The organism is Solimicrobium silvestre (assembly GCF_002976435.1).
Classification (GTDB): Bacteria; Pseudomonadota; Gammaproteobacteria; order Burkholderiales; family Burkholderiaceae_D; genus Solimicrobium; species Solimicrobium silvestre.
In genome coordinates, this window is the sequence record NZ_PUGF01000001.1 from 52,269 (window position 1) to 71,988 (window position 19,720).

11 protein-coding genes are annotated in these 19,720 nt (G+C 45.2%); 6 read left to right on the forward strand and 5 right to left on the reverse strand.

The features are described 5' to 3' along the window. Positions 1–314 precede the first annotated feature (314 nt). From tldD to S2091_RS00250, 3 genes are all read right to left on the reverse strand, one after another. Entirely contained in the window at positions 315–1,763 is a 1,449-nt protein-coding gene (gene tldD, locus S2091_RS00240; protein ID WP_105529776.1) for a metalloprotease TldD, read from the reverse strand. 148 nt (positions 1,764–1,911) lie between these two features. Beyond that, a complete protein-coding gene (locus S2091_RS00245; protein WP_105529777.1) occupies positions 1,912–2,724 on the reverse strand; it encodes a carbon-nitrogen hydrolase family protein in 813 nt (270 codons plus the stop codon). A 40-nt stretch (positions 2,725–2,764) separates the two neighbouring features. Next, on the reverse strand, positions 2,765–6,934 hold the full coding sequence (locus S2091_RS00250; protein ID WP_105529778.1) for a YhdP family protein: 4,170 nt from the start codon (positions 6,932–6,934) through the stop codon (positions 2,765–2,767). 234 nt (positions 6,935–7,168) lie between these two features. On the opposite strand from S2091_RS00250, the gene glnE reads away from it, so the two are divergent. Further along, on the forward strand, positions 7,169–9,961 hold the full coding sequence (glnE, locus tag S2091_RS00255; RefSeq protein WP_105530160.1) for a bifunctional [glutamate--ammonia ligase]-adenylyl-L-tyrosine phosphorylase/[glutamate--ammonia-ligase] adenylyltransferase: 2,793 nt from the start codon (positions 7,169–7,171) through the stop codon (positions 9,959–9,961). A gap of 115 nt (positions 9,962–10,076) precedes the next feature. Here glnE and S2091_RS00260 read toward each other — a convergent pair whose 3' ends face one another. Further along, on the reverse strand, positions 10,077–14,288 hold the full coding sequence (locus S2091_RS00260; protein ID WP_105529779.1) for a DUF3857 domain-containing protein: 4,212 nt from the start codon (positions 14,286–14,288) through the stop codon (positions 10,077–10,079). A 106-nt stretch (positions 14,289–14,394) separates the two neighbouring features. After that, the gene (locus S2091_RS00265; RefSeq protein ID WP_105529780.1) at positions 14,395–14,790 is read right to left on the reverse strand and encodes an MAPEG family protein; all 396 of its coding nucleotides are present in this window, start codon (positions 14,788–14,790) and stop codon (positions 14,395–14,397) included. Between the two features lie 265 nt (positions 14,791–15,055). On the opposite strand from S2091_RS00265, the gene S2091_RS00270 reads away from it, so the two are divergent. The 5 genes from S2091_RS00270 to S2091_RS00290 all read left to right on the forward strand — a co-directional run bounded on the left by S2091_RS00270 (position 15,056) and on the right by S2091_RS00290 (position 19,677). Continuing rightward, positions 15,056–16,141: a YjgN family protein gene (locus tag S2091_RS00270; RefSeq protein WP_165794867.1), complete on the forward strand. Its 1,086-nt coding sequence runs from the start codon at positions 15,056–15,058 to the stop codon at positions 16,139–16,141. A gap of 33 nt (positions 16,142–16,174) precedes the next feature. Then, positions 16,175–17,161, forward strand: coding sequence for a M48 family metallopeptidase (locus S2091_RS00275; protein ID WP_105529782.1), 987 nt, complete (start codon positions 16,175–16,177; stop codon positions 17,159–17,161). A gap of 89 nt (positions 17,162–17,250) precedes the next feature. After that, positions 17,251–17,976 (forward strand): 16S rRNA (uracil(1498)-N(3))-methyltransferase, encoded by a 726-nt coding sequence (locus tag S2091_RS00280; RefSeq protein WP_105529783.1) that lies wholly within the window; start codon positions 17,251–17,253, stop codon positions 17,974–17,976. A gap of 57 nt (positions 17,977–18,033) precedes the next feature. Then, the gene (locus S2091_RS00285; RefSeq protein WP_105529784.1) at positions 18,034–18,453 is read left to right on the forward strand and encodes a YidB family protein; all 420 of its coding nucleotides are present in this window, start codon (positions 18,034–18,036) and stop codon (positions 18,451–18,453) included. A gap of 246 nt (positions 18,454–18,699) precedes the next feature. After that, the gene (locus S2091_RS00290; protein ID WP_105529785.1) at positions 18,700–19,677 is read left to right on the forward strand and encodes a bifunctional riboflavin kinase/FAD synthetase; all 978 of its coding nucleotides are present in this window, start codon (positions 18,700–18,702) and stop codon (positions 19,675–19,677) included. Positions 19,678–19,720 lie beyond the last annotated feature (43 nt).

Below are 19,720 nucleotides of genomic sequence, written 5' to 3' on the forward strand. Positions count from 1 at the left end.
TACGACGTAGCGCAACCAATAAGTTAGCGCTACGCCGCAATGAAAATACGAATTACCACAGATTAGAAACCATTCAGCAGGCCAAACCCATCACACTAATTCAACCGCGCAATTCCCGTTTAAACAACGTACTGTTTCGCCATATCTGCCATAGCGTTACAGTGCTGGTACAAAACAGAAATATCCAGCAAACAATTGCTAATAGCCCGCCGGTATCGTAAAAATATGGAGGTATATAAAATCTCCTTATTTTCATAAAAAAACGGTGTAAATTACACCGTTTTTTCAGCATTTCTTATTACAGTTAAAATCAGTTAAGCCGTACCACCCACCGTTATTCCATCCAAGCGCAAAGTCGGCTGACCAACACCAACCGGTACGCTCTGCCCTTCTTTGCCGCACACACCCACACCGGAATCCAGACGCAAATCGTTACCGATCATGCTCACCCGATGCAGTACATCTGGACCGTTACCGATCAGTGTTGCGCCTTTAACTGGATAAGTCACTTTACCGTCTTCGATCATGTAGGCTTCGCTGGCAGAAAAGACGAATTTGCCGTTGGTAATGTCGACTTGCCCACCGCCAAAATTCACTGCATATAAACCGTTTTTAACCGAAGCTAAAATCTCAGCCGGATCTTTGTCACCAGCCAGCATATAAGTGTTGGTCATGCGTGGCATCGGCAAGTGTGCAAATGATTCACGACGCGCATTGCCGGTAACCGGCATTTTCATTAAGCGCGCGTTCATGGTGTCCTGGATGTAGCCTTTTAAAATACCGTTTTCAATTAAAGTAGTGCATTGCGTCGGGTTACCTTCATCATCCATATTCAATGAACCGCGACGGTCGCGCAAGGTGCCGTCATCAACTACAGTAACGCCAGCAGCAGCAACACGCTCGCCCAGGCGGCCTGAAAAAGCACTGGAACCTTTGCGGTTAAAGTCGCCTTCCAAACCATGACCAATTGCTTCATGCAATAACACACCGGGCCATCCAGGTCCTAACACCACCGTCATCGGACCTGCCGGAGCTGGACGTGCTTCTAAGTTAATCAGAGCACCGGCAACTGCTTCATCCACATATTTTTCAAGCATTTCATCGCTAAAATAAGCGTAGTCATAACGGCCACCGCCACCTGCGGAACCCATTTCACGACGACCATTTTGTTCTGCTATTACGGTAAGAGAAAGTCGCACCAAAGGGCGCACATCACCGGCAATAACACCGTCGCTACGTGCGACTAGTACCACGTCATACTCACCGGCTAATCCTGCCATGACTTGCTTAACACGTGGATCTTTGGCGCGCGCCATTTTTTCAATTTTCTCTAACAACTGTACTTTGGCAGTCGAGTCTAATGAACTTAACGGATCATGTGGAAAATACAGTGAATGGCCGACGTGACCATGCATGGAGGTGGCAACTTTTACTTTGCCCTGTCCATAACGCGCAATCGTACGGGTTGCGGCAACGGCTTCCTTTAAGGCTTCCAGTGAAATTTCATCGGAATAGGAGAATGCCGTTTTGTCGCCAGAAACAGCACGCACGCCGACACCTTGATCAATATTAAAACTGCCGGTTTTAACAATGCCTTCTTCCAGACTCCAACTTTCGCTTTTGGTAAATTGAAAATACAAATCAGCGTAGTCGACTTTATGAGAAAACATACTCGCTAAAGTGCTAGTCAAAGCGACGTCATCCAGCCCGAATGGAGTCAGTAAAATGCTGCGGGCTAAGCTTAAATTATTTGAAGAATTCATAATATCCATAATCTGTTACGTGCTTTGGTTAGAAAGATACTTATATGTCAGGCTGGATACTCGTGTAAATCGATAATTACAAAACGAGCACCAAAAAAATTCGGGGGATTGCCAAGGTTGTCAGGGTTATCAGGATTATCAGGCTTAGTTATGCCAACATCCGATGTTGCAAAGCCGGCAAATTACGCCGTACTTCCTGAATAAGCTGTGTATCAAGTTCGCCTGCAACAACGCCTTCAGAATCAGGTAGAACAGACACAATCTTACCCCAAGGATCGATCAACATGCTGTGCCCCCAAGTATGGCGACCGTTGGGATGACGCCCAACTTGACCGGATGCGAGCACATAGCATTGATTTTCAATGGCACGGGCGCGTAGCAATACTTCCCAATGAACTGAGCCGGTAGTGTACGTAAACGCTGCCGGTACAACGATTAAATCACACGCGCCAAACGCGCGGTACAGCTCTGGAAAGCGCAGATCATAACAGATCGACAAACCAATTTTATATGTATCGGCACCAACTTTAGCCTCAACGCTAACGGGTTTCGTACCCGCCAGAATACTCAATGACTCTTGATAGGATTCTGCGCCTTTTGTGAAGCCAAATAAATGAATTTTATCGTAGCGGGCAACTTGATGACCTTGCGGATCAAAGACCAGGCTGCTGTTATAGACTTTATCGACTTCGGGTGAGGGGCAAGGAATCGTCCCGCCAATTAGGTAAATGCCGTGGCTGCGCGCTTGTTCCGCCATAAATTCCGTCATTAAAGCGGCATCTGGACTCTGCGCCAAGCGGGTTTTATCTTGCTCATGCATGCCCATGACAGGCCAATATTCGGGCAACAACACCAATTTGGCGCCCGCCGCAACGGCTTCATCAATTAAGCGCGTAGCTGTGTTGATGTTGTCATGTAAAAGCGGGCCGGAGGTCATTTGAATAGCGGCAATTTTCATCATTTTATGCTCTCGTTTCAGTTTGGGAACGCATCAAACCGTACTATTTCAACTTCACCACACTCGGTTCTTTCCACGGCCCGGTAATTTGATATTCAAACGTAAATGCTTTCATCAACGGTTCGCGTAAAAATAATTGCGCTAAGAAGGTACCTAAACCAATGACCGGATTCACCGCTAAACCATACACCACGGAAGCTGCCCCAGCGTTTACTTCCGGCACCACCACCACATGCAAATCTTGGGTTTCGCCCGCAATATTGGCTGTACCGCTTAATAACACGGTCGCTGAAACACTGCGCATTTTAAAATTATCCGTTTTAGCGACGCCTTTTTCAATATCTGCATCGCCGGTGATACCGTCAAAAGCAAAACCATCTGAAAACACGTCACGGAAATCAAGCAATAAACGTCGTGGCAACGCTTGCAGATTCAACACTGCCAATAATTTAGCGGCACCCGGTTCTACTTTTAAAAACTGCCCTGCTTGTAAATCTAATTTAATTTTTCCAGAAAGACTAGGTATATCCATCGAATAAGGTGAACCAGACCAGCTTACTTCACCCGTCAACTTGCCCTTACCGCCAGAAATCACATGCGCATAGCCCAACCGGTCTAACAACTTACCGGCGTTCGTCAAGGTAAGTTCGTAGTTGAGATCGGTCTGGCTTTTTATCTGATGATTATGATCGCTATTGGTCCATTTTCCTTGCGCGCTTAATTCTGCATCCGGGCTGATTAAACTCAATTTATCAATTTGCCATTCGTTGGCATTAACGTCATTGGGATTGCTGACATTTTTAGCCTGCAATTCCAGGCGTCCTAATTTTTTACCGAACAGTTCTACATTTTCAGCAATGACATCAAGGCCCGGAATATCAGTATGCACATTTTTATTCTGTAATAAATCAACCACATCATTGGCGGCAGCTTCAGGAATAATGAGCGAACCTAACCGCGCCGTAACATGGCCTAAGCCATGATCTGCGTTATCCCAAGTGACGTAGCCTGAAATCTGTTTTGAATCAATATTCGCCTGCCAAATACCATTCACACGCGACGCGCCTAATATCACATGATCTAATTTTTTACCCAGCAAAGTCAGTTCTACCGCTTGTGCTGCCAGCACGTTCGGCTCTAAATAAGGGGACAAATCAAATTCTGGCAATGCGCTATCGGCACTTTTATTTGCCGTCGAACCAGTCGCTTTATCCGGCATTAAAGCCTGCAATTCATCCACATTCAAACTTGCTAATTCCAGATGCGCAGATAAGCCAGTATCTGGCGTAGGCGCCGGAACATTCACACCGACACCACCGCTGATCACTTTCCAAGGGCTGGTTTCAGACGCTTGCTGGCGCACATAATGCGCATTAACCATGCCGCCCAATGAGAGTTTAATTTCGTCTTGTAAAACCGCACCACTGTTTGCGCCAAGCGGTGTCGCGATTAATTCAAAATGCAAAGGAAGATTATCTGCTGCCGTCTTATTCACTGGCACAGGGAGATGTAGAGCCATGCCTTGCAAAGTTGAATCCACCCAGATTTCAGTCTGCTTGTTCTTCACTTGAATAATCGCCGTGTAGGGCGCATTGCCATCAATGCGGGTCAGCAAATGCTTTAGCTGAGGTTGCGGATACGCTTTACGCACGCCGTCTGCGGCGACTACACCTTCAGCTTTGACACGAATAACGCCATCTTTTTGCGTGCCGCCCACCACCGTTACCGCGCCGCCTAAAAAACCGCCTTTGAGTGAATTTAAGCTTAATCCACGCTCATTAAAATCTATGCGACCAGTCACCTGACTCAGCAGTGGCATATCACGCAGCAAACCAATGTCATTCGCCATAAGCTGAACATCACCGGCCACTTTAGCGTCCATGATGTGCATTAGCGGCAAATCCAACCTGAGTTTTAACTTTGCGTTGCCCGTCGCTTTGGTGTCTTGGGTAAAATTACCTATCCATTCCAGCACCGGGCTAACACTTAAATAATGCAACATATTTTGCACTGGGCCAACCGCATTACCATCAATTTCCAGCACCGGATTTGAGCCGATTAAGTTGGCAATGCGAGCCTTTACTTTAGAAACGGGAATCTCATCGGTTTCACCTGACTCGGCATTAATCTCCATGCTTTCCCGGTCAAAGACAATTTTTCCCTGAATTTTGCTTAAGATAGGCCAGAACGGATGCGTGCCGTCTTTACCAAGCACGCCCGGTAAATAATTGATTTTTCCATCGACAATTTTGCCGGAAACATTAAAAATATTTTGATCTAAAAGTCCTTTTTTAACAAACGGAAATTCAGACAAATCACCACGAATCCGAACACTGACATCATCAACAGTGCCTTGCAATAAACCCGTCGTCAGCCATTTATGCAAATCGGGCTGAGTCGCTAGCGGCAAATAGTTATTTATTTTTTGAACATCAAAATGTGAAATCGACCCAGTTAAATCCAGCACGCCCAACGGCTTGGTTTTATTAGGATTGATGGGAATAATATGCGTACCAGAAAAATGCGCCTGCATCGCCTGCTGCGTAAAATCCAGCTTTGCCAGACTTAACTGCAACTGATTATCCTTTTGAAATAACCAATTGGCCTGCATATCAAAGCGATCAAACAGCATTTCAGGTTCAGAAAAATAGTCAGGCAATTGCAATTGCAAATTGGTCGACACCAGTTGAATTGAACCCTTCTTTTCATCCGCATCAATCTGCCCGGTTAAATTGGTAAAACCGGGAATTGCCGGAAAAGCTAAGGAGTCGTTCAGCGCCTGTCTTGCCGCTTGTGGCTTCATCGCTAAATTGGCAAACTCACCGCTGATTTGGTAATGCTCCAGCGCTGGGAATTTACCTTGAAGTTTCACTGAAAAATTGGACAACTGCCCGGCAGGTTCGAAGTTTTGCAGCATCGCTGCATATTCCTTCGGCATGGGAAAATGTTCAATGAGATTTGCCAACACCTTCAAATCTAAAAATTTTGCTGAAAATTGAAGTTGTTCTGCGCTGCTTTTATTTGCGGGAATATATTTTTCAATGAAAGTCGTCGGTGGTAAACGAAAGCCGGAACGGGTTTCAAAACTAAAGTTAGTCAATGCAATTTGATGCCCATTATCACGAATGTATTCGGAAACGGAGGCAGCAAAAGGAGACATTAAGGAAGTGCCGACCGAGCTTAAACTTTTAGGAGCAGATAATTCTTGCACTGAAATACGGCCGGAAACACTGAGTAAGTCCAGCGTCTGTAAGTCTTTCCGCAACCAGGTTTTTACATCGGTGAGTTTTAAATCCGCCGTAAAATCAACGATTTTAGCCCGGTCAAACGTAAACCAGGCACGTACCGCGCCAACCCCTTGTTGAAGGTCAAAGGGATAATCGAAATAACTCTTCCACGCTGCCAAATCGGTTTTTGAAAAGTCGGCATAAACCTGACCTTTCCATTGCAAATAATCAGAAATATTTTCGCTGAATGCATGGTGAGTAAAATCGGCCCGTATATCCAGCGGGCCAGACAAATTAGCCGGTGGGTTAGCGGTAAAAGAGAATTGATGATGCTGCCAATGATTTTTCATCACCAAATTTACATTTGACAGCGCCAAAACCGGCGCGCCGCGCTGCTCATCGGTCCAATGCAAAATACCATTATTTATGACGATTTCACGCTGTGACAAGAGCCAGTTTAATCCTCTGGCATCACTTTTTTTAGCTGGGTCTAACCACCAGCCCGCAATATAAATTTTGCCATCCGCGCTGCGTTTAAGCTCTAACTCAGGTTGGTTAATTTCTAAATTATATAAACGCACATCGGCTACAAACACCGACATCCACGATATCGTCGCATTCACGCTAGGCAGCATTAACGCATTCTGGCCCTGCTCATCATGAATGGCGACTTGTTGCAATTGCAAATGTGGGTGCAAGCCTTGCCATGAAGCAGAAATTTGAGCAATGCTGACCGTACGCCCCAACGAAGAGCCGAGCAGATGTTCAATCTCTGTTTTGTAATTGCCTATATTAGGCAGAAGCGCATAGCGCAGCACCAGAAACACCACGCAAAATAGCAAATAAAGCAGCACTAATAACTTAACGCAAGCGCCTAGTATATGGTGGCTAATGAGATTTAATCGGGTATAGGCGCGTTGAAACAGATGCCAACGATCGGCATAGGGATGCGGGGTTATTTCGGTAATACGTTGATCTGAAGTCATTGTCTAAAAAATCCAACTCGGCGTACAATCAGCTCGACAGCGGTAATTGAACAATGTTGCTTAGATGGCATAATTAATTCCAAATAGGCATGAAAATGGTTAATCGTAGGGCTTACGCAAAATTGTTCTGGCAAGGTTCACTGGCAGTACATTAAGTGCAACGCCGTTGGAACAGTTTTGCGTAAGTCCTAAATCGCTTTAATGTTAGTTTATCATCACACAACACATCAAAGAATGAATTCTACTTCCCGATACGCTCAATTAAACCGATTAAATACATCACGATTTTTCTCTCGCTGGGCACAAGCTGGTGCGAACGCAGATGCAAACTCAAACACTGCGCACAACAGCCCCACGCGGACTGAGCAAATAAATGAGTTAGCCGAATTATCCTTGACGCCAGCTACTTTTGCACACTTTTTACAAAAAGAAACTAATTTACCTCGACAGGCCAACAATCCAAACGGCCTAAGTTTGCCACATGCGCTACGCCGATTGAGGAATTTAGTTGTTTGTACGCTAATAGAGAAGGATTTAACCGGCAAAGCCGACTTAAACGAAGTCGTCACCGTCATGAGTAGCTTTGCCGACTTTGCAGTGCAAACTGCTTTGGCTGCCTTAACGCTCGAAATGCAGGCGCAATACGGCATTCCCGTAGCAGAAGACAGCGGCGAAATACAAGAATTGATCGTACTGGGCATGGGTAAATTAGGTGGTGCAGAGCTCAATATCTCGTCCGATATCGATTTAATCTTTACCTACGCCGAAGATGGCGAAACGAAAGCTGCGGCAGGTCAAAAAAACTTATCCAACCATGAATTCTTCAGCCGTTTAGGCAAAAAACTGATCGCAGCCCTATCTGAAATCGGTGAAGACGGCTTTACCTTCCGGGTTGATATGGCACTGCGCCCGAACGGCGCATCCGGCCCGCTGGTTGCCAGCTTTGGCATGCTGGAAGAATATTTATTGGTTCAAGGTCGCGAATGGGAACGTTATGCCTGGGTTAAAGCGCGTGCCATCACCGGTTTTCCCAGTCAAATCGCCGCATTGAAAAAAATTGTCCAGCCGTTTGTGTATCGCCGCTATCTGGATTTTGCAGTCATCGACGCACTGCGCGCCATGCACAGCCAAATTCGTGCCGAAGTAATTCGCCATGAAACACGTCACCCAGATCGCGCCAACAACGTCAAACTAGGGCGCGGTGGAATCCGTGAAATTGAATTTTTAACCCAGGTATTCCAATTGATACGCGGTGGCCGCGAACCGTTGTTACGCAATCGTTCTACCCGGGAAACCTTGGCTATATTGGCAAATTTAAGCATTATCGATCCCAAAATAGTCGCGCAATTATTGGCTTCGTATACCTTTTTACGCAATCTGGAACACCGCCTGCAATATCTGGACGACGCACAAACGCACAGCATGCCGGCCAATCCGGCCGACGGTGAAATTATTGCGCAAATGATGGGTTATACCGATTTAGCTGAATTGTCAGTTGAACTAGCCAAGCATCGCGCCTTTGTTGCGCATCAATTCGATATTATTTTTGGCGCTACAGAATCAAAAGCAGGGAGCAAAGACCCTGAAGCGCCTAATTTCAGCATGAGTTTAGCGGACAGCGATAATCAGGAAGTATTACTACATCTGTTAAGTAAATTAGCGTTCCAAAATCCGGCCGATGGCGCAGAAATAATTACCCGCAGCTTACAGGCACCGCGACTACGTTCCATCTCTGAAGCCAGTAAAAATAAGTGCATGATGCTACTCAATCGTGCTGTCGTCATGATTGCAGCCCTACCCGATCAACATGCCGAAACCCTGCAACGCTTGTTAAATTTATTGGAAGCGATTGTTCGGCGTACGGCTTACTTATCACTCCTAATTGAATACCCGCATTCATTAGAGCGTTTAATCCGCATGATGCATTCCAGCGATTGGGCGGCACGTTACTTAATTCGCCACCCTATTTTATTAGATGAGCTGCTGGACATCGCCACCTTGCACCAAGCGCCTGACTGGGTCGCTTTTGCAGCTGAATTAAATCAGCAATTAAACCTCCATGCGGACGACACCGAACGCCAACTAGAAACCCTGCGTGAAATGCATCACTCGCAGCTGTTCCGGCTGCTGGCACAAGATTTGGAAGGCATGCTGACAGTTGAACACTTAGCTGACCAACTCTCACAACTGGCCGACATTATGGTTGCCGCCACAATCAAGGCAGTGTGGCGCACAGTCACCCAACGGCACCGTGAAACACCGTTATTTTCCGTGGTCGCTTATGGAAAATTAGGTGGCAAAGAATTGGGTTATGCATCTGACTTAGATGTAGTATTTATCTACGACGACCAAGACCAAGAAGCACCTGCGCAATACGCCAAGTTAGTGCAACGATTCATTACCTGGATGACTAGCCACACGCCGGCCGGGGTGTTGTTTGATATTGATATTGCGCTACGCCCGGACGGTGCCAGCGGCTTAATGGTTTCATCTATTCAGGCTTTCGAGCGCTATCAAACCCAATCAGCATGGGCTTGGGAGCATCAGGCATTAACCCGCGCCCGTTGCTGTACAGGCCCTGTAGAACTGGTGGAAAAATTTGACGCTTTAAGGCAACAGATTTTATGTCAGGCACGCGAGCCGGAAACCTTGAAACAGGAAGTGCTCACTATGCGCAATAAAATGCGTGAAGCAAACCCTGTTCAACCGGATAAATTTGATTTGAAACATAGCCCGGGCGGCATGATCGATATTGAATTTATGGTGCAATACCTAGTGCTGCGCTACGCCCATAACTATCCGCAACTTTGCGCTAACTACGGCAATATTGCACTGCTCATTACTTGCGGTGAACTCGGTTTAATACAACCCGAACATGCTCGGCCAGTGGCCGATATTTACCGCCACTGGCGTAAACAGCAGCACATGATTCGTTTGCAGGGTATTGATCAGGCAAAAATAGATAGCGAAATTGCTGCAGAGGAAGCGCAGCAGGTTGTCGCATTGTGGGAATATTTGTTTGCTTGAAATCAGGCAGCGTTTAGTGACGAATGTAAGCATTTATCAGAAACTGCAAGGAATTTTGCAAATCGCTGACATTCAGTTACGGCCTATTTTTAGCCAACAATAAACATTAATTAATCTACTTAGAGCCATCATTGCTTGGACTTGATCGCGACCATTCAATCACCTCTTTTTCAGCAGCTTCTATTTGTTCCGAAGTGAGCAATTTCGAAACTTTGGCAATCCCTTCCCTGGAAGCCCGGTAGGAATAATCGTTTACCTCCGCAATTGATGCAGAAATCACCCACCATTTATAAGCCTGGAAATTATCTTTCGCGACTCCTTGTCCTTCAAAATACACTTGAGCTAAATTTGATTGCGCATCAGGGTTACTCAAATTCGCAGCCCGCATAAAATATTTCATAGCCTTATTTTCGTCCTGCTGAACCCCAACCCCGTCTCTGTAATAAACACCTAATGTATTAATTGCCTCTAAATTTCCTAATTTGGCCGCTTTTTCATGCCATTTTATCGCCTCAACCAGATCAATCGGCACCCCCTGCCCTTTTGCATACATTATGCCAATTGAGTTCATTGATTTATCACTATTACTATCAACCCCCTTTCGGAACCATTTCATCGCCTCTATATAATCCTGCTTAACACCATCTCCAAATTGATAGTTATAACCCAAGCTAAACAGTGCGTCCGTATTCCCTTGTTCGGCTGCCTTTAAATACCATTTTTGGGCTTCAGACTTATTAATACTTACTCCACGCCCCACATCATAGGCATATCCCAAATTAAACTGTGCTAATGCAAAACCTTGTTCGGCTGACTTTCGGTACCAGACTACTGCCTCTTGGCTATTCTTTTTAACACCACGCGCGTTGTCATACATAAGCCCCAGATTACGCTGGGCAATTCTATCGCCGTTATCTGCGGCAACGCGATAATATTGCAATGCAATTTCGTTATTTTTCGCTATACCAATACCTTTTTCATACATATATCCCAAATTAAGTATCGCAGGAATGTAGCTTTGAACAACCGCCCGCGAACCCCAGAAAAAAGCCAAATGGGCATCCCGTTGAACACCTGTACCATTTTGAAAGTAATAACTTAAATTAAGCTGTGCTTTTGCGACACCTTGCTCAGCTGCCGAGCTATACAAGTTAAACGACTTGGAATAATCTCTTTCTACTATGTTTCCCGAATCATAAAAATCACCAAGATTCAACTGCGCGTAGGGGTTGCCCATACCAGCAGCCAGCGAATAATATTCGAACGACTTCTTAGAATCCTGCGCCACTCCTTCACCATATTTGTACATTTGACCCAGCATACTTATTGCTCTTGGGTTATTTTGTTGCGCTGATAAACCAAGCCATTTAAAGGCTTTATCAAAATCCTTGCTAACACCTTCTCCATAATAATTTGCAAGTCCAATCTCGAGTTGTGAGCATGCCCTTCCAGCCTCAGCTCCGCGCTGCCAAGCCGCAATAGCCATTGGATAATTATTAACGTCAAAAGCACTCATCCCAGTCGTACAATCTGCGTCGCTGATTTGCAGGCGTTTATATTCATTCTTTGCCGGAAAATAAATATCCAAACTACGTATTCCACCCGTATTTAGCCATCTGAATGCAGCTTCCGCTGCGACATTATCTTTAGTTGATAAATGTTTTTGTCCGATATAAAACCATGCCTCACTCAAGGCAATTTCACGCGTATCTTTTGGCAATGCATCAGCAATTTTAATTAGATCCGAGTTACTCATCATTCCCGTTTGCATCGCCAGTATCGGACGGGGCCAAGGACCCTCGGGGAAGTCTACTGCAAAGCGCATTGTTGACTCGGGCAGTGGTTTCCCAATGCGCTGATATAAGGCAATTTCATTCGCCAAATCAAAGTAATTAGTTGCATTATTACTTTTCTTCAAACGCGCATTCAAAAACCGCTGCATTTCAACCAGAGCAGCTTCGGCATCGCCTTCATAAAATCGAGCCCAAGCCAGTTGCTGAACTAACATACTGTCATCAGCAATAGTTCCGGCTAATCCGAAGTGCTCAATACCTTCCTTATAACGGCCTTGTGAAAAAAGATATTGCGAAATGCATACCTCATCTTTGCCATCAATTTTTCCGCTAATTTTTGACTCCATTTCAGTAAGCGTTTTTCTAACGTCCTCAGTAGTCAGATAATCAACCAACCTTAATGCATCAATCACTACCAGACATTTATCAGAGTCCGTATATTCCTTAGCTTTTTTTGAATCCTTTAGTTCTGCAAATCGGCTCATTAAATTTGTGGTGTTCCGTTTTGCATCATAGTTACGAAAAGAAAAAGTTTTATAATCAACATCAGTAAGTGCACTCTCATTTATGCTGAATCCACTATTTTCGTATGGCTCAAGTAATTTAGCTTGGGCATGAAGTTCGGGAACGTCCTTTGCTTCCACGACATCTGTTTTCACAACGAAATTCATTAGGTAACTTAAGCGATTTCCTCGATTTGTATAGTCCTCGTCTAACCGAAAAAAATCGTTATCAACAACAGTAAATGAGGGGGTGTCTATAGCGCGGACGCGTTCCGGCCAGTCGACATTAAGCTGATAGCGAGCAACATATTTTGACCGGCCAAGTGAAAGTGGGAAATTACGGCCGATGTTATCTGGAATACGTAGTGCACCATTTAATATTTGACTGTCGTAGGCGATCGTAAATCTCGCATTCTTGTGTACGACTGGATTAGGCAATTTATAGCGGCCAATGATTTCATATCTATTCTTAAGGGGATTGTCATGAGTAACGGGGGAATCAGTAAGAGATACTCCGGGATATTTTTTTTCATAAATTGAAAGCATTTCTTTTCTTACTTCAGATGCTGAAATACTCTTGTAATGCTCGCGTGCCCATTCTGCATAGGCTCCACGATATAACTTGTGTAATTCAAGCTCTGCGTCACCGGAAAAATCAGTAATGTTGATATTTTCAACGTGCTCATACATCGGCCCTATGTCTGTATCCACTGGCAAGATCGTTAATTGCTGGGTAGAAGAATCAACTACCAGCCCGGCTGCGCCTGGCATTGCCGATGGCAGTTTATCGAGCGGTGAATTTTCTCCTGTTCGTGTCGGGTCGACGTAATAGATATGGTTATCAATTTTCAGCTGAACAATGACATGATCAAACCATATCGGAGCGGCCTGCACTTTTAACGGATACTCCGGACTTTGTGCAGAAAGAAGAACTGGGCGCGCCTCTATTCCCATTTGTGAAAGAATGGTCACCAGCAAATAGGTTTTATCTTTACAGTCGCCATAACGACGTTTAATAACCGTATCTGGCGGTTGAGGTCGATGTGAATTTTCGCCAATTGAAACGCTAAAATAACGGATCTCGTTCTGCACCCATTGAAGAGCAGCACTAACCCGTTCGGTAGCGGTTGGTTCTTTTTTAAACTGACCAATCAGTGCTGAAAGTTCAGGACCTGCTTTTCCCTTTGGAAACAATCCATCTGCCCATAAAGCAACTTGATGCCAATTTTTATGCTCGCTGAATTCAAGAAAACGTGTTGGAGAATAATTGCTTGGTATTGATTGCTCCATTTCTACAGCATCAATCCCTCGTTCTTCAAAACGTAGGCGCTCTATTCCATTTTTCTCGTCAACAACAGGTTTTATTTCTGTTTTCAGGTAATCACCAAGCTGCTTCCAGTACAAAGGCCGCTTCACGGGATGCAATAAGGTGATTCGCCTAAGCTCGATGGGATCAGTTGAATCCCAGCCAAAATTACTCGCCCAGGAATTTCCAAACACAGGATTATCCCCCTCCTGTGAATATGTTATCCAGAGCGAATCGCCAATGCGTACATCATCAAGGAGTAGTTGTACGGTAGTCGCTCCACCATACATTCCGCTCTCCAAATTTGATTCTCTTTGCAAATTACGAATATTTACCGAAGCAGAGCGATCCAGAACTTTGTCACCTCGAATAATTGCAATTCGATGCAGGTGCAGTTTTTGATAAATCGGATAGTAATCAATACCATATTGACCGATTCTGGCTAATGCACTTCTATCATTTACTTGAATAACGCGATTCACAAGCACATCAGAAGATTCTCCTAACTGAATTTGTGTCTCTGCCAGCCGGATAACAACTGGATCGGTTCGCGTCGTAACTGGAATTTCAGCAAGTGGATGTGACCACTTCGGTAAAAGAGGGTTTTGATCAAAACCATTTGCCTGAGCAGAAGACTTAGGTTCATTGCTATGCGTTTGACTTGCACCGACCAATGACGAAAATAACGGAAAAAAAATAACCAGAACTATTAATTTGAGTCGCATCAGAAATGAAAAATTAAAAAGGTTTATACAAAATTAGATCGCCTACGGCAATTACCACCGCAGTCACCAGTGCCATAATCCGACACGGCCTTTCTACTGCCGGTTTCTATAGCAGCGTGGAAGTGATCATACCAAGGCCAATAATGCTGATCGTCCAGACCACAGTCCGTACATAGATGATTCCCGCAATGTAAATTGGGATATAAGCTAATCGCGCCCAGAAAAATATCTCAGCACCGAGTTCTATCCGATGATCTACCACACCCATTGCATGGGCGGTCAGAACCAGCGCGGCAAACAGGACGAAGTTCTCCAGAGTATTGCGCGCGGCGCGATCAGCACGGTCGGCAACCGCCAAAGGTTCCGGCATATTTTCCCGGTTGCCCAAAGCCAGTATGATTCCTGGCAGGGTCCAGCCTCGTGCCCGCATCATGCTAGCAATAAGCAATGTCAGCCAGGTAACGATCGCCATGTAAACAACTAAAGCAAGAGCATTTGTCATTTGAATTTCCTTTATATTTAACTACGGCCTAAGAATTTCCCATCATAATTAATTACTAAAATGCATCAGATTATGCTCTTCAATATTCAATATGGCTAGCTGATGTTTCACTACAGAAATGGTGAAGATTGGCAACATAGTTGAATCTGCGAGTAATACGACAAAATTGATGGATACATGTTTAAGTTAATATAACGCAACGTTTTTAATTGACATTTTCTTTCCATACTGTCATCTTCTGCAACATCAAAACTTGGAGATGAAAATGACATTAGCTGATGATGTATTGGCCCCAGAGGTAACTGAACACCATCAAGACTCACCGCAAAAATTTTCATTCACCGCAACCGGAAGTGAATACTTCCGCATCTGGATAGTCAATTTACTACTGTCGATTGTGACTCTGGGCATTTACTCGGCTTGGGCAAAAGTGCGGCGCAATCGTTATTTTTACTCGAATACCCATCTGGCAGAAGGTAGTTTTGATTATCACGGTAACGCGATCGCTATCTTAAAAGGCCGGATTGCAGCTTTCGCCATTTTTGCCTTATATAATCTCTCGTTAAAAACTTCACCGACCTATTTTTTAATCATGCTGGTAGTTATGGCAGCCATTTTGCCGTGGCTACTCTGGAAAAGCCTTCAATTTAGGCTATATAACTCCAGTTATCGTGGGTTGCGATTTGGCTTTCGGGGTAGCGCAAAGCAAGCCTATAAATACTTTTTAGCTTTGCCGATCTTGAGTTTATTTACGCTATATTTGCTAGTGCCGTTTACCCATCAACGGATTAAAAAATTTCAGCATAACGAAAGCCGTTTTGGCTCCACACATTTTTCTTTTAATGCCAAAGTTGGCGATTTTTACCTTACTTATTTAATTGGCTTTGTCTTATCCGCTGCGGGGATGGTCGTCATCACATCACTCTTTGGTGCCGGTTTTATGGCCCTCGTCAAACAGCCTCAGCACGGAGGAATTAACCCGGCGTTAATGTCTTCCATTTTCTTTTTCATCTTTGCGGTGTACGCCTGGATATTTATTATCTACCCGATATTTTTAACCATGATCCAAAACCTCATCTGGAACAGCACCAAGCTCGGAGAGCATCAATTTAAATCCGATCTAAAATGGGGAAAAATGACATTTATTATCCTGACCAACATACTCGGCGTTATCTGCACACTGGGTTTATTTGCCCCATTTGCGCACGTCCGCTATATGAAATACAAGATTGAATCGATGACTTTAATCCCGAACGGCAGTATCGATAATTTCATTACCGCGACGGAAGAACAAATTTCTGCCACGGGTGATGGCGTAGCCGACATGCTGGATTTTGATCTGTCCCTTTAAGCTGTTTTGTAAAATTTATTTAGTTAGAATCTTGTGATCTCTGCCCGCTATTTTGATGGAAAAACGTCGCGCTTACACCATGTTCACCTTAGTGTAGAAAACAATATTGCCCGTATTACGGGTGATATTGTGCGCGAAGCTACCATTCAAGATTTGCGGGTATCTGAACGCACTACCCATGCCGCACGCCGCGTGACTTTTCCTGATGGAGCCTATCTGGAAACCTTTGATCACGAGGCATTTAACGCAATGTTAAGCGCCTCCGGCTATCAAGACTCATGGGTTGTGAGGTTGCAGCAAAACTGGCGTGCAACTATTGCGGCCGCGCTGTTTACCATCGTCCTACTACTACTTACGTATCTGTATGCACTGCCCAGCGCCGCTAAATACATTGCGAATAACCTGCCTGACAGCGTAGAACAAACCATGGGAAAAGAGGCGCTTAGTTTTTTAGATGCGAGAACGTTTAGTGCTTCAAAACTTCCCCTAGAACAACAAGAAAAAATCAATTCCCGCTTTCAGCAGCTCTGCTTGGCGCAAGACAGCAGCTCTCCTGTTGAATTGGTTTTTAGAAGCAGCAAAATCGGCCCGAATGCGTTCGCGCTACCCTCCCGGCAAATTGTCCTGACCGATGAAATCGTCACATTACTTGACAATGACGACGAGTTGATGAGCATCTTAAGCCATGAGCTCGGTCATTTGCATGAGCACCACTTTACCCGTCGCTTAATTCAAAGCTCGGTCATTGCGGCAGGCGCGACCCTGCTATTTGGCGATGTTTCTGCAGTTATTGCGGGGGTCCCTACTTTGCTGCTGGATTTGAAATATTCACGTGATGTTGAGCGCGACGCCGATGATTACGCTGTCGCCCTGCTCAAAAAAAATAATATTGCCGTTGAGAATTTTGCTCAAGCATTTGAAAAAATGGACAAGCTAAGTAAAGGCATGGAGCCGATACCGTATATGTCTACGCATCCAATCACCAAAGAACGTATCAAACGGGTACGGCAAGCGGAGTAAATAGCCGCGTTTATGCAATAAAATAATTTACTATCTTCCCCACACCAGTTGGTTTAGCATAGTTACTTCCCTTTTTTGATTCCCCTTCAATGCCACGCTTTTTTTATCCTTCCGAACTCGCCATCGGCGCATTAATCAACCTGCCAGATACCGTTGCACACCATTGCCAGGTGCTGCGCCTGAACGCGGGTGACCCGATTGTTCTATTTAATGGCAAAGGCGGCTCGTATGTTGCAAGCCTCACGAGCATAGAAAAAAAACGTGCCACAGCAGAAGTGAAAACCTTTAATCAAAACGAGGTCGAACTTGCTTACTCAATTACCTTGGCGCAAGCTTTACCAGAAGCCAGTAAAATGGATTGGATTATTGAAAAAGCGGTTGAATTAGGCGCGGTCGGTATCCAGCCACTCACCACACAACGCTGCGTGACGCGCTTATCTGGCGAACGGGTGGAAAAACGCCGGGCTCACTGGCAGGCAATTATTGAATCCGCCAGCGAACAATGCGGCCGCAACCGTTTAGCACAACTTGGACAATTAGCCGATTTTAAAAGCTGGATCAGTCAGCAAGACTTGCACCGGCGTATTATATTAAGCCCGCATTCAGATCAATCCTTAGCCGATTGGGCGCGCCATCATCCGGCGCAGGCCATCACCTTAATGATTGGCCCCGAAGGCGGTTTTACTGAACAGGAACATCTGCTGGCTATTAACCAAGGCGCGCTTTCTTTATCAATGGGTGCCAGAGTCTTGCGCACGGAAACCGCGGGCTTAACCGCTATCGCCACGGTCAATGCCTTCTGGGGTGGAATGTAAGTTTTGCTTTATTTTGTTCAATTCGATTAAATTATTGTTTTTAACCGCAAAGGAAACATGATGGGACTTCTTGATGCAGCTTTAGGTATGCTAAGTGGCAATAATGCGACTGATCCAAAAATGGCCGTAATGCAAGCCGCCATCGGCCTGCTGTCTAACCACGAAGGCGGAGCATCTGCCGGAGTGCAGGAGTTAATGAGTACCTTGCAAAACGCCGGTTTATCAGAACATGTTGCTTCCTGGATAGGCGAGGGACAAAACTTGCCAGTATCCGGCGAACAAATTCAACAGGCTTTAGAACCAAGCGGTGTATTGCAACAATTAGCAGAAACGGCCGGTTTATCGCATGAAGAGGTTGCCAGCCATTTAGCCGCAATGTTGCCTGGAGTTATTGAAAAATTCAGCCAAAATGACGGTCAAATTGGTGGTTTAGGCAATATTGCAGGAATGTTGAGCCAATTTATGAGCTCCAAATAAACGCCTGTACTGCAGCCCCGTTGAAACCCGGTTCTGATAGAACTACACAGCACTATCAGAATCGGGTTTTTACCAGAAAAGCGCTCAAAAATAGAAAAAAGTGTAAAAACAGGGAAGAAAATTCACAAGAATATTCACATCTCCGCTATTTCCACACAAAAACAGCCCAGTAATACCGAATCTCTAGCAAGAATCATGCTGAAAACCTTTATAATCGATCACTTTGCATCCCTAATTTAAGCTCGAATGAAGGTATTTCGCGGACTCTCTCACTCCATCCCAAGTAACCCTTGTGCATTAACCATAGGTAACTTTGATGGCGTTCATCTTGGCCATCAAGCCTTATTGGCACAAGTGCGCCAGGCCGCAGACCGTTTGAATCTGACTGCGTCAGTGATGACGTTCGAACCACATCCACGTGAATTTTTTGCCCATCGCGCCGGTGACCCAAGCAAAGCACCGAGCCGCATCGCCAATTTGCGCGACAACATGAATGCAATGGCCAATGCTGGCATGGACAACATTATTGTTGAGCATTTCAATGCCACTTTTGCCAGCCAGTCGCCGCAAGAATTTATTGAAAAAGTATTAGTCAAAGGCTTACACGTTAAATGGCTGATGGTCGGCGAAGATTTCTGCTTTGGTGCCAAGCGCGCCGGCAATATTGCCCTGCTTAAAGAAGCCGGTCAGCAATTAGGCTTTAGTGTTGAAACCTTGCCAACGGTTACCAGCGGCGGGCAACGTGTTTCCTCCTCCGCAGTACGCGCCGCATTAGCGCAAGGCGATTTTGCCCAGACGCACGCCTTAATCGGTCATCCCTACTCAATTACCGGACGGGTGGTACACGGACAAAAATTGGGTCGCACGATCGGTTTCCCTACTCTCAACTTGCGCATCGCACATCAACATCCGGCAGTGCATGGCATTTTTACCGTTCAAGTTCATGGCTTGGCTGACCATCCTTTACCTGCGGTTGCCTCAATCGGTGTGCGCCCTACGGTAGAAGATGCGGGTCGGGTTTTATTAGAAACCCATATTTTTGACTATGACCAATCCTGTTACGGCAAGTTAGTGCAGATCGAATTTTTACAAAAAATTCGTGACGAAAAGAAATTCCCTGACTTAGCCACAATGACAGCGGCAATTGATGCCGATGCGGCACAGGCGCGCGCTTACTTCAGTACGCCCGGGCTGCGCACCATCTCTGCCACCGACCGAATTTGAAGCTCAAACTACCAGAATAAAAAAAGTCGTTTGAATCTTCACC

Excerpts from the sequence above, each read along its gene's own strand:
- S2091_RS00260 (WP_105529779.1), bottom strand. The coding sequence starts at position 14,288 with ATGCGACTCAAATTAATAGTTCTGGTTATTTTTTTTCCGTTATTTTCG.
- S2091_RS00285 (WP_105529784.1), top strand. The coding sequence starts at position 18,034 with ATGATGGGACTTCTTGATGCAGCTTTAGGTATGCTAAGTGGCAATAAT.
- S2091_RS00250 (WP_105529778.1), bottom strand. The coding sequence starts at position 6,934 with ATGACTTCAGATCAACGTATTACCGAAATAACCCCGCATCCCTATGCC.
- tldD (WP_105529776.1), bottom strand. The coding sequence starts at position 1,763 with ATGAATTCTTCAAATAATTTAAGCTTAGCCCGCAGCATTTTACTGACT.
- S2091_RS00265 (WP_105529780.1), bottom strand. The coding sequence starts at position 14,790 with ATGACAAATGCTCTTGCTTTAGTTGTTTACATGGCGATCGTTACCTGG.
- S2091_RS00245 (WP_105529777.1), bottom strand. The coding sequence starts at position 2,724 with ATGATGAAAATTGCCGCTATTCAAATGACCTCCGGCCCGCTTTTACAT.
- S2091_RS00270 (WP_165794867.1), top strand. The coding sequence starts at position 15,056 with ATGACATTAGCTGATGATGTATTGGCCCCAGAGGTAACTGAACACCAT.
- S2091_RS00280 (WP_105529783.1), top strand. The coding sequence starts at position 17,251 with ATGCCACGCTTTTTTTATCCTTCCGAACTCGCCATCGGCGCATTAATC.
- glnE (WP_105530160.1), top strand. The coding sequence starts at position 7,169 with ATGAATTCTACTTCCCGATACGCTCAATTAAACCGATTAAATACATCA.
- S2091_RS00290 (WP_105529785.1), top strand. The coding sequence starts at position 18,700 with ATGAAGGTATTTCGCGGACTCTCTCACTCCATCCCAAGTAACCCTTGT.